We start from the raw sequence: 13,773 nt of genomic DNA, 5'->3' as shown, positions 1-13,773 counted from the left end.
ATCGGTGAAAAACCATATCTATATTTATTCGCCCTCCAGCGCAGTGCGCGACAAAGCGAGCTTCAAACGCGGGGTGAAGCGCCTGGAGTTCTTGGGCTATGAAGTCGAAATTGACGAAGCCGCATTGGCAACCCATCAACGTTTTGCCGGTGACGACGACACCCGTCTCGCCGCCATTCATCGCGCGGCAGCCAGCGGTGCCGATGTCGCGCTGATTTCGCGCGGCGGTTACGGCCTCACTCGAATCCTGCCGCGCATCAACTACAAAGCAGTGGCCAAGGCTATTGCAAAGGGTACACAGTTTGTTGGATTAAGTGACTTCACAGCGTTTCAGACGGCGTTGCTGGCCCAAACCGGTGCGGTGACCTGGGCTGGACCCGCGCTCGGCGAAGACTTTGGCACTGAAGCCCCGCCAGATGACATCATGGAGGCCTGTTTTGAAGACCTGATCACGGGACAGGGCGAGGGCACGGGTTGGCAATTGCCTAAAGTTGCTATCAAGTCGACCGCGATTGAAGACGCTCCAATAGGCGCCACCGCTAAATTTAGTATTAAAGATGCAATGCTTTGGGGCGGTAATCTGGCGATCTTGTCATCACTGGTGGGGACACCCTATCTGCCAGTCGTTAAAGGTGGAATTTTGTTTCTCGAAGACGTCGGTGAGCATCCATACCGGGTCGAGCGCATGCTCACGCAGCTGTTGCATGCGGGCGTACTGGCGCAGCAAAAAGCCGTTATTTTCGGACAGTTCACCAACTACAAGCTGGTACCTCACGACAAAGGTTTCAAGTTGGCAGCGGTGGTCGCCTGGCTTCGCCGCCAAATCAAGGCGCGCGTGCTAACTGGACTGCCTTTTGGCCATGTCGCCACCAAAGTGTTACTGCCTGTTGGCCACCAAACGACGCTGGCCGTGGAGGGCCGAGACGCCTTTTTGCTTTGGGGCCATCAGCATTAGTTTCTGCGGGCCTGCCTATGCCCAGAAGTAAATCAGCGCGGAACTGGATCGCAGCCTTGCTGAATCGCGCTGCTTTGTAGGTCAACGGTCAATGGGCTTGGCCTGGAGGTCAGGCCGCGGGGCAACAGCCCCTCGAATTTTTCAGTGATGCGGCCTACTTTTTCACGTGCAATGTATTCTCCATGCACTGCGGCCAGCACGGCCATCACATCGCCGCGCGCGTACCACAGCCCTTGAGCGTCAAGAGCATAGCGCACATGCCGTATGACCTTGGGGTAGTTCTTTTCACCAAATTCACCAAGCTCATCCAGAATAAAAAGGCGAATGTCTTCGGTTCTATTTTTCAGAGTGGAAGGCGTGGTATCACGAGAGCCTAGTAAGGCCATCAGGCTGCTCTTGAAGGTCGGCTTTAACCATTGCATCGGGTAAAACTTTCTGTCGGGCTTGCTTCCGGCGTAGCGTGGAAGGTAAGTCGGGAGGTTCGGTAAACCTGATCCCCCGAGCTCTTTTACTAGATTAAAACTGACCTTTCCTTAACGCAACAGGTTTTACGTGAATTGGTTAACGTAAAACAACAAATGAATCAAAGACTTAGTAACTAAATGTGAAGTGGATTCTGCTTTTGAACAGTGTTTAAATATTTTGAGCTAAATTAGTGAAAGTTGGAAATTACCAATAGTTGCGAGCCGGCCCTTGGGAATTCCCGATGGCCGATCTATTCGTTACGCGTCGCGCTTTCCCTATTTATTTCACTTTATGAGGACGCCAGGATTGATATGACCAAGCCCGTGACCGCTTATCCCGCGCACTGTATCAACGGGCAACGGACCAAAGTGCAATCCTCCGAGACGCTGCCGGTTTACGACTCCAGCACAGAAGCGCGCGAAGTAAACATGCCGCTGAAAATGGCGCGTGCCGTGCAGGTGGGCGGGCCAGCTTGGCATTGGGGCATTTTTTCGAAAGTCGCGCGCCAATTCGAGTGGGGGAGAAAGACCGGTAGCTCGCTCATCGCGCGCGAGCCGATTGATTTGGACGTTGAGAGTCAGACTGGTAATCTTTTGTGGATTTCCATCCAAAACCACCCTACACCAAGGTCAACTTGTGTCGTCGTAACGCATGGTCTAACTGCCCTTGAGTATGTTTCGCCGCGGCCTGGCCGACCGTCGTGGCCAACCCAAGGTCAAGGACTTCTCCTGCCTGGATCAGATCTTCGCCATGGCCTTTGCCCGACGGACCTACCGAGAGCGCTCGCGCGACATCGAAGTCAACCTGCGTGCGCAATCGCGCCGGGTGTACCGCTTGGGGTTTCTCGGCCAGCCGATTGCCCGCGATACGCCGGTCGACACAAACGTTACGCGTCTTTGGCAGATCTGCGCGGACTTCACCCGGCACTGGATTCGGATGTCCCTGCCTTTGTATGCCAACAAGGCATTGGTAGTCGAGTTCGATGCTGCGGTCTGCGCGGTCGATGTCAGCATCATCGACACGTGTCCGTCGCTGTTCGCATGGGCACCGGTTCGCTCCACCAAAGCAGCCATCAAGGTACACGTGCAGCTGGACTTGCGCGGCTCCATTCCCGGCCTCTTTCATTTCACCGACGGCAAGATCCGCCCGATCGAGACGGTGATATGAATTGATATATCCACATAGGTCCTGATCGCCGTCACAATGAAGCGCTTGCATCTTGACAATCACAGCCTACACGAAATTCTGCAAATCCGGCGCTTGTCTAGGGTTGAAATAATCCCTATGAACCAATTACTGACGTCGCTTCAAAAAATTCAAATGCAAATTTTGAGCCCAATCAGCGCAATCCCCTTTGAAAAACGTCGGAATATTGCTAATTTCAGATACTCCAACGAATCGCATTACCCATGGCAGTAATTACCGTCGTTTTTGTTGATCTCACGAGAAGCACGGAGATTTTTGAATCTCTGGGCAACGCCAAGGCAACCCGGGCCATCACCCGACTGACCCGCTGGACCGGCGAGGTGTGCGAATCGCTGGGAGGGCACGTCGTGAAGTATCTGGGCGACGGCGTGCTAATTGTGTTTCCTCTAAACAGCAATGCCCTGAAAGCTGTGACGGAACTTCAACGCATTCACTGCGCGCGCATTTTGCGCTGGCCCGAACCGCTCAAGATGCGGCTTCAGATAGGTATGGCGCGTGGCGAGGTCGTGGAACAAGACGGCGACTATTTTGGCGATGCGGTCAATCTTGCGTCCCGTCTGAGTGACCTGTCCGGGCCGGATCAGATCCTGGCCACTGAGGGCGTCATCAGTCAACGGTCGTCCGATAGTTTGGTGCGGTTTCGTTGCCTTGGTGCCATGAATATTCGGGGCCGCAGCGGGACGTGCGTCGTGCACCAGATTGAATGGCAAAACGAAGTGCAGTCGGATTTTTTCACGGTGCAAGCCAGTTTGCCAGCGTCTTCTGACTCTTCAGCGGTAGCCCCCATGGTGATTGAGTTGTCCTGTCTGGACCTCCACGCTGTGTTTACTTTAGAGCAGCTTCCCATTTTTCTCGGTCGCGACGAAGACGCGCAATTTGTTGTGCGGGATCCGCAGGTCTCGCGCAAGCACGCCAGAATCGAGTGGCGTGCCGGTAAGTTTTACCTTGAGGATGTCAGCAGCTATGGTACCTGGGTACGATTTTCAGACAGTACAACCATCGTATGGCTGCGTCGGGAGGGATGCGTCTTGACGTCAGAATGCGAAATTGCGCTGGGGGCGCCTTTTGAGAACTTTACCGGTTCGACGGTCAATTTCAAATTCGGTCGGAGCCAAGCGGTAGTGCTAATGCCTCCCGTATAAGAAGGCGCAGCGGCGCTTGACGCAGCCGCACTAATCCTAGCCAGTTACGTCCGTATTCCTCGAATGTCCGCCCCGTTTCATGGGAATAAGCATGCAGGGGATTTGGCCAGAATTTATAGCTCAGTTGACGCTGAGTCTTTGAGCGGGTCGGTGCGCGACCGCTCGCGCCTGTCCCAGGAGGAAGTTCAAGCTGGAATCGCGTCGATATTGAGCCGGTCCCAATGGCGGTGCAGGGCGATCGCAGTCATAAAGTCTTGCGAGACCATCCCATCCAGCACCTTGCGCACGTCAGTAATGAGGACCCCCGGCGTGGGCACAGAGATCAGATCCGGATTTTCACCGAGGCTGAAGCCAAGTGTGCTTAACAACTGCACGCCGTCATTTACTGCGCAAATGGTTTTGCAGTGTTTATAAGCCTCCAGTACAAAGTGGACGGCTTCGCCGAGTCCGCACAACGCTGCGGCGCTGTCGCTGCCACCGGGAATCAGGACCGCGTCGAACATAACCGACGGCATGGTGGCGAAGGTATGGTCAACCGCGAGCTGCCGGCCAGTGGTGGTCCCTACGCTGCCTAGATGGGGTGCAATGAGCTTGCACAGGGCGCCCGCATCCACCAAGTCTTGCTGGATGCGCCGAAGAGTGGCGGTCTCAACCCCATCAGCCACCAAGATGGCGACCTTGCGGGTTTTTACGCTGCCACCAGGTCGACCCACCATGCGCAAGGCGGGATCTTCGTCGACCTTATTGACCATTCGGTAATCCCGAAAGCCGAGACGGCCTGCTGCCGCTTTCGGATCTGGGGCGTTGATGCCGAGTGACGTCGCGACCCGCGTGGCCAACTTCGGGTCCACGTGCGCGAGGTTGTCGACCATGCGCTGACGGATATCAGGAACGTTGACTTTGGATAGCTCAAATCTGAACGCCGCGGCGATATGGTCCTTTTCAGCAGTGCTTTGGCTGTTCCAGAACAGTGTGGCCTGGGAAAAATGATCGTCGAATGAGGGGCTACGGCACCGAATTTTTGGTGATTGAAGTTGTTCTGGGTAGGACTGAAAGCCCTGCGCTGCGCCGTCGACTCGAAACTCTGTTCCCTGCAATCCATTTCCCAGCGTGTTGGGTTCATAGGCTACAGCGCCTTTGTTGATGGTTTGGCGATGCAGCCCATCCCGCTGAAAATTGTGCATGGGGCAAACACCCCGGTTAATAGGTATCTCATGGAAGTTGGCTCCGCCCAGGCGCGATAACTGGGTATCGGTGTAAGAGAAAAGACGGCCTTGAAGCAAGGGATCGTTCGAGAAATCAATGCCCGGCACGATATGACCCGGATGAAATGCCACTTGTTCGGTTTCAGCAAAAAAATTGTCTGGATTGCGATTCAGTACTAGCCTGCCGATGATCTGCACCGGCACCTGCTCCTCTGGAATCAGCTTGGTAGGATCCAGAATGTCAAAGCCCAGCGCGTCCTCTTTTCCAGCTTCCACGATCTGAACACCTAACTCCCATTCAGGAAAATTGCCGCTTTCTATCGCTTCCCACAAGTCGCGCCGATGAAAGTCGGGGTCCTTCCCAGCGATTTTTTGTGCCTCATCCCACGCCAATCCATGGACACCCAGTTTGGGTTTCCAATGAAACTTCACATAGTGGACATCGCCCCGCGCGTTGATAAAGCGAAACGCGTGAACCCCGAACCCCTCCATCATTCGCAGGCTGCGCGGAACTGCACGGTCTGACATCGCCCACATGAGCATGTGCGTTGACTCCGGCATCAATGAGGCAAAATCCCAAAACGTGTCGTGAGCGCTGGCCGCTTGCGGCATATCGTGATGCGGCTCCGGTTTGATCGCATGAATCAGGTCCGGAAACTTAATGGCGTCCTGGATGAAAAAAACTGGAATGCTATTGCCAACCAGGTCGTAATTGCCTTCACTGGTGTAGAACTTGACGGCGAACCCCCTGACATCACGTACCGTGTCAGCGGAGCCTTTGGACCCAACTACCGTGGAGAAGCGCACGAACACGGGTGTTTCAATGTCCGGGTCTTGCAAAAAGGCAGCGTGGGTGTATTGAACCATGGGTTTGTAGACCTTGAAATAGCCGTGTGCTCCGGACCCCCGGGCGTGAACAACTCGCTCAGGAATGCGTTCGTGGTCGAAATGGGTGATTTTTTCCCTGAGGATGAAATCTTCCATCAGGGTGGGGCCGCGAACGCCTGCCTTCAGAGAGTTGTGATTGTCTGGAATCTGCAGGCCTTGGTTGGTTGTCAACACATGCGCCGTATCGGTGGTAAAAATCTCGAGTTGACTTTGTTTGCGTTTCGCGTCATCTACCCCCATGGAGAGGAGGTTTGCGTTTTTGCGCTTGGATAGCGGCATGTAAATTCCTTGGCTGAACAAAAAAAGCCGGCGTAAATTCCCCCGGCATGTGCTTGCAAAGAAACAGTGCGCCGGTGAGAAGGCGTGATTTAGGAGTCGAGCAGGCCCTCCAATCCCTTCACGATTGCCAACAAGGCTAGCGCTGCAACTGTACCGGCCAGGAACCAGGCGGCAACCTCCTGAACGGCTTGTGCAAGTTCCTCTGGAAAAAGTAACGCGAGTACGAATAGACCTGCCGCCAAGACCAGTGCTGCGAGAAAAACAGCAATGCCAAGGTCGGTGTAAGCCTTTTCCACCTTCCGTACTTTTGGAACTGCATCCTTAACCAGGCTGTTCATGATCTTCATAATGATTTCCCCAGTCATCTCGTCACACAGCTAATCGTTCCCTGGGTTCAGCATAAATGTATGCAACCGAAGGGCCCATAGCCAGGAGCCGACGCCGGTTGTAAGGACAGTCTGTTTTTGGCGTAAGACGCCTCCGACCGTCGTAATAAAGCGCCGGCTTCAGCAATAGATTTTGGCGCTCATAGCGCTTTCGCCTACAGCCAGACGCAGGCACTTCCGGCAACAGCCTCCACCCTCATGATTTAAATTTTCGAAATGAGCTACCAAATTAATTTCAAATGTATTGAGCAATCGCGAAGTGTGGCAAAGCGATGAAAGTAAGAACCTACCTTGTCGATGACAACCCCATCATTCGCGGCAACCTAATCAGTACGCTGGAAGAACTTGGATCGGTAGAAACCGTGGGCGTGGCTAATAATCAAGAAGAGGGTGCGGCTTGGCTTACACAGAATGGTCGTCATTGGGATCTAGCTATTGTTGATTTGTTTTTAAAAAGCGGCAGTGGCTTGGGGGTTATGAACGCCTGCCGTGGGCGCAGCACACTTCAAAAGATGGTGTTATTCAGTGATTACGCGACACGCGAAATGCGATGCCGATGCGCTGAACTTGGTGTAGACGCGGTCTTTGACAACTCAACCGAGATTGACGAACTGGTGGCTTACTGCGTTTGCCAAAGCCAAATACTGACTTCCGCCGCTCACCGGGCGACGGGGCACGAAGTCCCCCCGAAGATTTCCTTCCTCATTCCGCCCAATGGTGAGGAAAAGTGAATTTTCAAATACAATTTTGTTCGACACAGATTCAACGAAGCCTTGGGAATACCACGCATCAGTCAGCCGAAGAGAGCCTATTTGCACAAGCGGGGTCGCAAGGCGCTTGGAAATTCGCCACAAGAGATGCATTCCCTTCGACTGCTAAAGCACTTCTTGCTCAAGCAAGACGCCATGTGACAATCAAACCTTGCTACCCGGCTTTGCTCGCCATAGTCGTCAAGTGCCTTTTGTATCAGTATTCTTGTTTAATACGCTAGCCTTCAAAGGAAGCAATATATAGGCGCTCAAACGCTTGAGGTTCTATGTCTATCGAGTCCTGCTATTAGGAGCTTCCAATGCCCGTCAACGTCCCTGTTCCCCAACCCATCCCCGGTATCCCAGGCACCGATGTGCCGGCTAAATCGCCGCCTATCATCGTGCCGCCTGGCACTGGAATACCCCCAGAAGTTAACGAGCCGCCGCCGTCAGAACCTACGTTTCCCATTCGTGAGCCTATGATCCCTTCTCTACCCCAGGTTGTATAGTTCTTGCAATACATATAACGAAAGTTTTTATGCATCTACGGGCGTTTCTCGTGCAGCGATGTTAATCAGTTTGCCGGTAGTAAGGCTCGTTGGCGCTGATACTCATCTTTTTTCATAAGGAGGTAATCATTACGCCCTACCTCATGCAGCTGCAAAGAATACTCCTCGGTGGCGTTAAACCAGTATTGCAGTCGGGTGTTGAATTGTTGTTCGGGTGGTTGGTTAAGTGACGCCAAATAGGCTTCTATCGCCAAGTAATAACGCATGGTGTTGCGCTCGATAGCACCACGCATGCCGCTTACATAGCCTAACCTTTGTTCCTGATTTATTTGCGTAAACCCAACTTTTCCCCTTCCTACCGTTGCCAGATAGGCCTGCATGCTAAGACGACTTGTCAGTCCATATCCATAAGAGTAGTGCAAATGAATAAAGGTCTTTCCATTGGGTATCGGGACGGCCTGAAGTTGAATGCTGTAATCAGTTGTGCCCAAGGGACCTTTATTGGCATTTAGCTGAACTGCGAGGTAATTCGGTGAAGCTGCAGCCAGTTGAAATATAAATTCAAGGGAAAAAGCATCTTTCAGCTGTTGTGCAGATTTTTTACCAATGCTCACCAATAGCTTGCTAGGACTAGCTTCTGAGCTTGCACGACAATATTTGGTATTAATATGCAAAATTAGCACTTCACACCACTGGTTAGGGCGTTTGAATGTGATGCTGACGATGCTAAATGGCGAATCCAAAACGGCGTAGACGTCGCTGTCAACCGTTTTTTCGCTTTCCGAGGACTCCAGAAATAGCGGCCTTCGGTACTGGTTCTGCGTCAACTGTGGAGCCAGCGCCGCATATTTTTCAAGCAAGGCGGCCGCGTTTCTTTCGCTATTTGATGTGACAGCAAGTTGCGCAACTGCGCTCCCGACCAAAACCAAAGTTAAAGTTGAGGCGACGCCCGCGATAAGGCAGCGTTTTAAAATCGGGCCCTTTTGCATTTTCTCAGTGTGCCAGTGCCCGGGAGTCGTTTTTGCAACACGCTCCACCGTCCTACAGGTGTTTGCCTTGCCAGAGAAGTTCGTGCTGTCATCACCGTATTTTGGGAAGAGTACGGAATTGGTGGCGGGCATTACAGCGCCGGGCGGCAAGACTAGCTGACCGCTGATAAAGCGCGAATCTTAATAGTTGCGCTGTGCGGCTGATACTGCGTGAAAGACGGGGTTATGGGACTTGGCACCCAGTTTGTCAAGACGGGTCTGGCTCGCGGGCCAGTTGGCGTCCAAGCTATGCCAGCGTAGACTTGCCGTGATGGATTCAGAAACCAAATTACCCGAAACGGTGGATCGCATATTGGTCTACGCGCTACGCGACCGCTTGCAGGCCGACACCGGAAAGCCGGTGGTGCTGAAGGAGACGCACATCTCCTGGATACTGCTGTCCGGGCAATTAGCGTACAAGTTAAAGAAACCGGTTCACCTGCCGTTCGTTGACTTCAGTACGCTGGCGTTGCGCAAGCATTTTTGCGAAGAGGAGGTACGCCTCAATCGTCGTTTAGCCCCGTTGCAGTACTTGGGCGTGGTGCCGATATGCGGCACAGTCAACGCCCCTCGGATCGGCGGTGGTGGCGAGCCGATCGATTACGCGGTGTGTATGCAGCGCTTTGCGCCGGGGGCGTTACTGAGCGAAAAGCTGGTGGCAGGAGACCTGCGGCCAGAGTACCTCGACCGTTTGGCGAACCGCATCGCTATTTTTCATCGGCAGGCGCCGGTTGCGCTGCCTGTTTCGTCGACCCGCGGCATTGAGCGAGTGGTCCAGCCGGTGCTCGAAGTGCTGAAGCAGCTGCAGGCTGACTGCGATACTTCGTCCATCGTGGCAGTGCGAGCATGGGTCGACCAGCAGGTGCTGACTTTACAGGAGGCTTGGCTGCAGCGCCGCCGCAGTGGCGCGGTACGGGAGTGCCACGGCGATCTTCACCTGGCTAATACGGTGCTGATTGGTGACGAGGTCACCGCCTTCGACTGCATTGAATTTAGCCCAGATTTACGCTGGATCGATGTGATAAGCGACGTAGCCTTCTTCACCATGGATCTGAATGCGCATGGTCGCAGCGACTTGGCGTTTCGCTTTCTCGATGCCTACCTCCAGCGCACCGGCGACTACGCTGGCGTGCAGGTGCTTCGCTTTTACGAGGTTTACCGGGCCCTGGTGCGGGCACTCGTGTACCGTGTTCGTTTGAAATCGGTTGGCGCGGCCTCGCCGGCTGTCGACCCAGATTATCTGGGGTGTGCCCGGCGGCTGGTGCAAACCGCTGGCGGTGCAGGCCGCCTTTTGATCACTCACGGCCTGTCCGGGTCAGGAAAATCGACGTTAGCGCGGCGGCTAGTGGAGACGGCCGGCGCCATCCGTCTGCGCTCGGATGTCGAGCGCAAGCGGCTGTTTGGTCTTGACGCGCTGCAGCGGTCGGCTGAGCAGTCCGTGGACATCTACACGCGAGAGGCGACCCAGCGCACTTTTGAGCGGCTAAGGGAATGCGCACGCACGGCACTGCAAGCGGGCTACCCGGTAATCGTCGATTCCGCGTTTCTGCAGCGCGCCGAACGCCGTGTTTTCCAGGCCGTTGCTGCCGAGTTGGGCGTGCCGTTTGCGATCCTGCATTGTCGGGCGAGTGAAGCGCAGCTGCGCCAGCGCCTGGCGGACCGCAATGCTGGCGGCACCGATGCCTCCGAAGCGAATGCAACGGTGCTCGAATACCAGATGGCCACCCAGGACCCCTTGGACGGCGACGAGCGTGCCGCGGCGCTGGAAGTTTTTACTGACGAACCCGTGGATGTTGTCGCGTTACGCGCGCGCTGGTTTTCGCCAGCAGAAGCGAGTTGGCAGTCCCAACTCGGTACGCCGGACGCGAGGCCTTCTGACGCAAATCAGCGCACCTCTTCTGAAAATGACGATCATTGGAGAAATAAACATGCCTGAAAAAAATACCTTGGAAATCTTCAAGCCGTGGTTGCTCGAGAGGCAGACCGAATTGCTTGTCGACATCATCGCGGCGCGCGAAGCCGCAGTGGCTGCCGCCGCAGCCACGGGCATAGATGCCACGGATGTCAACGATCTGGAGGATCAGGCGAGTAAGCGCGAGCGCACGACTTTGCAGGACGCAGAGGAGCAGCGCGATCATGACGAACTTGCAGATGTGCAAGCAGCGCTGGCCCGCTTTACGGAAGGAAGTTACGGCACCTGCATAAATTGTGCGCAGCCGATTGATTTCCCACGCTTGGAGGCCATACCTGCCGCCGCCCGCTGCCTGGCATGCCAAAGACAGTGGGAGGCAAGCAGAGTTCCGGAGGCAAAGGCCAGCTGGATTTGATCTTGTTGGGCCTAAGCTGACGCGGTTGCCTAAGGAATCCATGATTCCCGACTTGGTTAGACCAACCTGTGAAAACGATCCAAAGCGGTAGTTCCCGCTGAATACAGCAGAGTAGGTTAGCGCGGGGAGGCGGTGTCCATCGCAGCGGGGGCAATGGGAGGCGTCTGTGCCGCAGGTACTCGGCGGGCGCCGTCAAAACGACGCTGCCAGTAGCTTAAGCCCATGTTTTCAACGCGCACTTCGGCACCGGGTTTGGGGGAGTGAATGAACTTGCCATCCCCGATATAAATACCGACATGACTAAACGCGCGCCTCATGGTGTTGAAGAAAACCAGGTCGCCCGGCTGCAACTCGGTCTTTTCTATCTGTTGGGTCGCGGCTGCCTGTTGCTCGGCCTTGCGTGGTAGTAACAGCCCTACGCTTTGTTCATACATGGAGCGAACAAAACCGCTGCAGTCAAAGCCAGTTTCTGCATTATTGCCACCTCGTTTATACGGCACGCCCAGAAATCCCATCGCGTCGACGACAAGTTCGGAAGCCTTGCTGGTGACACTTTGGCGGACGTGGTCGATTTGCGTTAGCAAGCCTTTTTCGGCGAGGAGTTTGTCCATGTCTTCGCCTGAATTGCCAGGCGCTGCATGAGCTCCGAATGCCAATAGCGCCGTAGAGGCAATGATGAGGACAGGGGTAATCATTCGCATGGCGCCAAGCATACTTGAAGGATTAGTCCTACGTCAACCTCAAACCTTTTTCAATACCGTCTTTAACCCATTGATTTGTAACGACTTCATACGGATTCGATAACTTCGTGTGTGTCGCGATGGGCGGTTCGCATCTGTGAAGAGCGGGTCGGGTTGACCCCCGCAGCAACGCTGACCGGCGACCTGGCCCCTTGGCTAGTAGAAATATTTCAGAGTTTGAAATCGTGAAGAAACCCATGGGGAGCCGCTTCTTTTGCCAGACCTACCTGTTCAGGCGATCAAGCGTCCCTACCGACAGCAGAATGGCATACGGATACGCCTATGGCCGTATCGGGTGGCCTGAGGTCTTGGTAGGCCGCGTCAGATCGGCTGCATCGTCTGCTGACCGCGTTTGACAAAAAACAGGCCCGCGCCCACCGCCATGAGCAGGCCGCCAAACAGGCGATTTTGTATTTTAATGGCGTGTGCATTCTTGAGCAGCGTTTGCAAGCGGCTGGCTGCAAATGCATAGCCGTGCATCACCACGACGTCTACCGCCACGGTGGTCAGTGCCATAACCAGCAACTGGGACGAGAGCGAGCGGCTCGGGCTGAGAAATTGCGGAAGCACCGCCACCATGAACAGAATCCCTTTTGGATTGGTCACATTGGTAAGAAAGCCCGTGAGGAATCGTTTGCCTGCAGCCCGCGCGTTAACGTCGGTAGCTGGCTTAGCTACTCCATCGGCCATGAGGGCATCGGATGAACGCCACTGCGACCAACCTAGATAAATCAGGTACACCGCGCCGAGAGACTTAACCACGGTGAAGGCCAGCTCCGAAGCCACCAACAGCGAACCGACACCGGCGCCTGCTACAAGGAGAATTATCACCAAACCGGCTTGCAGCCCGGCAATAGTGGCCTGTGTCCGCCTCACGCCATAACTAAGCCCATGGCTCATCGCCAGAACGGCCCCCGACCCGGGGGAGATCGCAATCAGAACAGAGGCGACAAAGTAAGCGGTCCACGTGTGAAGGTCCATAAGTATCTGGGTTCTGGTGAGCAGGTAAAAAACAAAGCTCAGTAAAGGCGCTGAGGTGCCCATCCTACAAGCATCGGGTCGTCCACCGGTATCATCGGGGAATGACGAAGGCTACCTTGCAGAGTCGGCTAACGGAAACAGGACAGGTTGGACAGCACTGGCTTATTGAGTGGTGGCGTCTGGTGCACCTTGGGGCACTGATTTTGGTTCTAACGCTCTCACCGTCGAGTTACAGCCGCGAAAGCCGCGAAGTGATGGCCCGGCACATCTACCTGAATACCGCTCCGATTATTTTGTGGTTTACCGTCTTGTGCGCACTGGTAACGGTGGTGCTCACGCGCATTGTGCTGGTGACTGCGCTGAGTTATGGCCTGTCCCAGTATGGACTGCAGGTCGTTATTCGCGTGCTCGTGCTGGAACTGATTCCTCTGACTGCGGCACTGTTTGTGGCGCTGCGCTGCACCATTCCGGATGGCGCCGAGCTGACAGCGATGCAGTCTAGCGGGCAGCTCGACGAAATGCGCCGAGTGGGGCTGGATCCGGTGCTGCACGAGGTATTACCGCGCGTGGTGGCTGGCCTGTTTTCCAGTATTACGCTGGCGGCGCTGAGCAGCGTGGTGGCATTGGTGGTGGCGTATGTGGCGGGGTATGGGTTTATCCTGTCTGGCATCACAGCCTACACACGCCTTTTTGGCCAGGTTTTTAGTCCTGCAGTCACGCTGATTTTCGTTCTCAAGACGCTCTTCTTTTCCCTTACAGTGTCTCTGATCCCGATGGCCTCGGCTTTATATGGCATGCGTGGTGGCAGTGTGCGGACTAGCGCCGAAATGCGCGGACTGGTCCGCATGTTTGCCCTAATTTTGCTGATTGAAGTGGCCTCGTTGGTCGGCAACTACTATTGATCCTGGAAACG

Annotated in this window: 13 protein-coding genes; 7 read left to right on the top strand and 6 right to left on the bottom strand. The window is 54.8% G+C overall.

Annotated features, from left to right (window positions below):
• Nucleotides 1–4: 4 nt before the first annotated feature.
• Nucleotides 5–955, top strand: a complete 951-nt coding sequence (locus tag HHJ16_RS06385) for an LD-carboxypeptidase (RefSeq protein WP_293641669.1) — start codon at nt 5–7, stop codon at nt 953–955.
• Nucleotides 956–987: 32 nt separating this feature from the next.
• On the opposite strand, the gene HHJ16_RS06380 is transcribed toward HHJ16_RS06385, so the two are convergent.
• Nucleotides 988–1,377, bottom strand: a complete 390-nt coding sequence (locus HHJ16_RS06380) for a hypothetical protein (RefSeq protein ID WP_293641667.1) — start codon at nt 1,375–1,377, stop codon at nt 988–990.
• 715 nt (nt 1,378–2,092) lie between these two features.
• On the opposite strand from HHJ16_RS06380, the gene HHJ16_RS06375 reads away from it, so the two are divergent.
• The gene (locus HHJ16_RS06375) at nt 2,093–2,587 is read left to right on the top strand and encodes a DUF4372 domain-containing protein (protein WP_293641817.1); all 495 of its coding nucleotides are present in this window, start codon (nt 2,093–2,095) and stop codon (nt 2,585–2,587) included.
• 242 nt (nt 2,588–2,829) lie between these two features.
• Entirely contained in the window at nt 2,830–3,768 is a 939-nt protein-coding gene (locus tag HHJ16_RS06370) for an adenylate/guanylate cyclase domain-containing protein (protein WP_293641666.1), read from the top strand.
• Between the two features lie 185 nt (nt 3,769–3,953).
• On the opposite strand, the gene HHJ16_RS06365 is transcribed toward HHJ16_RS06370, so the two are convergent.
• Together HHJ16_RS06365 and HHJ16_RS06360 are read right to left on the bottom strand one after the other, a co-directional pair.
• Nucleotides 3,954–6,101 carry a catalase gene (locus HHJ16_RS06365; RefSeq protein ID WP_293641815.1) on the bottom strand — a complete coding sequence of 716 codons (2,148 nt, stop codon included), beginning with the start codon at nt 6,099–6,101 and terminating at the stop codon, nt 3,954–3,956.
• Nucleotides 6,102–6,229: 128 nt separating this feature from the next.
• Nucleotides 6,230–6,487 carry a hypothetical protein gene (locus HHJ16_RS06360; RefSeq protein WP_293641665.1) on the bottom strand — a complete coding sequence of 86 codons (258 nt, stop codon included), beginning with the start codon at nt 6,485–6,487 and terminating at the stop codon, nt 6,230–6,232.
• 311 nt (nt 6,488–6,798) lie between these two features.
• On the opposite strand from HHJ16_RS06360, the gene HHJ16_RS06355 reads away from it, so the two are divergent.
• A complete protein-coding gene (locus HHJ16_RS06355) occupies nt 6,799–7,257 on the top strand; it encodes a response regulator (protein WP_293641663.1) in 459 nt (152 codons plus the stop codon).
• Between the two features lie 592 nt (nt 7,258–7,849).
• On the opposite strand, the gene HHJ16_RS06350 is transcribed toward HHJ16_RS06355, so the two are convergent.
• Nucleotides 7,850–8,905 carry a hypothetical protein gene (locus HHJ16_RS06350; protein ID WP_293641661.1) on the bottom strand — a complete coding sequence of 352 codons (1,056 nt, stop codon included), beginning with the start codon at nt 8,903–8,905 and terminating at the stop codon, nt 7,850–7,852.
• A 178-nt stretch (nt 8,906–9,083) separates the two neighbouring features.
• Between HHJ16_RS06350 and HHJ16_RS06345 the strand changes: the two genes are divergently transcribed.
• A complete protein-coding gene (locus HHJ16_RS06345) occupies nt 9,084–10,748 on the top strand; it encodes a bifunctional aminoglycoside phosphotransferase/ATP-binding protein (protein ID WP_293641659.1) in 1,665 nt (554 codons plus the stop codon).
• Entirely contained in the window at nt 10,741–11,139 is a 399-nt protein-coding gene (locus tag HHJ16_RS06340) for a TraR/DksA C4-type zinc finger protein (RefSeq protein WP_293641657.1), read from the top strand. The genes HHJ16_RS06345 and HHJ16_RS06340 overlap by 8 nt, the downstream gene beginning before the upstream one ends.
• A gap of 116 nt (nt 11,140–11,255) precedes the next feature.
• Here the strand turns inward: HHJ16_RS06340 and HHJ16_RS06335 are convergent, their stop codons facing one another.
• Together HHJ16_RS06335 and HHJ16_RS06330 are read right to left on the bottom strand one after the other, a co-directional pair.
• Nucleotides 11,256–11,840, bottom strand: coding sequence for a C40 family peptidase (locus tag HHJ16_RS06335; RefSeq protein ID WP_293641656.1), 585 nt, complete (start codon nt 11,838–11,840; stop codon nt 11,256–11,258).
• A 360-nt stretch (nt 11,841–12,200) separates the two neighbouring features.
• A complete protein-coding gene (locus HHJ16_RS06330; protein ID WP_293641655.1) occupies nt 12,201–12,860 on the bottom strand; it encodes a LysE family transporter in 660 nt (219 codons plus the stop codon).
• 101 nt (nt 12,861–12,961) lie between these two features.
• On the opposite strand from HHJ16_RS06330, the gene HHJ16_RS06325 reads away from it, so the two are divergent.
• Nucleotides 12,962–13,762, top strand: a complete 801-nt coding sequence (locus tag HHJ16_RS06325) for an ABC transporter permease (protein WP_293641654.1) — start codon at nt 12,962–12,964, stop codon at nt 13,760–13,762.
• The last annotated feature ends 11 nt before the right edge of the window (nt 13,763–13,773 follow it).

The organism is Polaromonas sp. (assembly GCF_012927485.1).
Lineage (GTDB): Bacteria > Pseudomonadota > Gammaproteobacteria > Burkholderiales > Burkholderiaceae_C > Polaromonas.
Note: the sequence above shows the minus strand (reverse complement) of the source record. Positions and strands in the feature narration are given on the sequence as shown.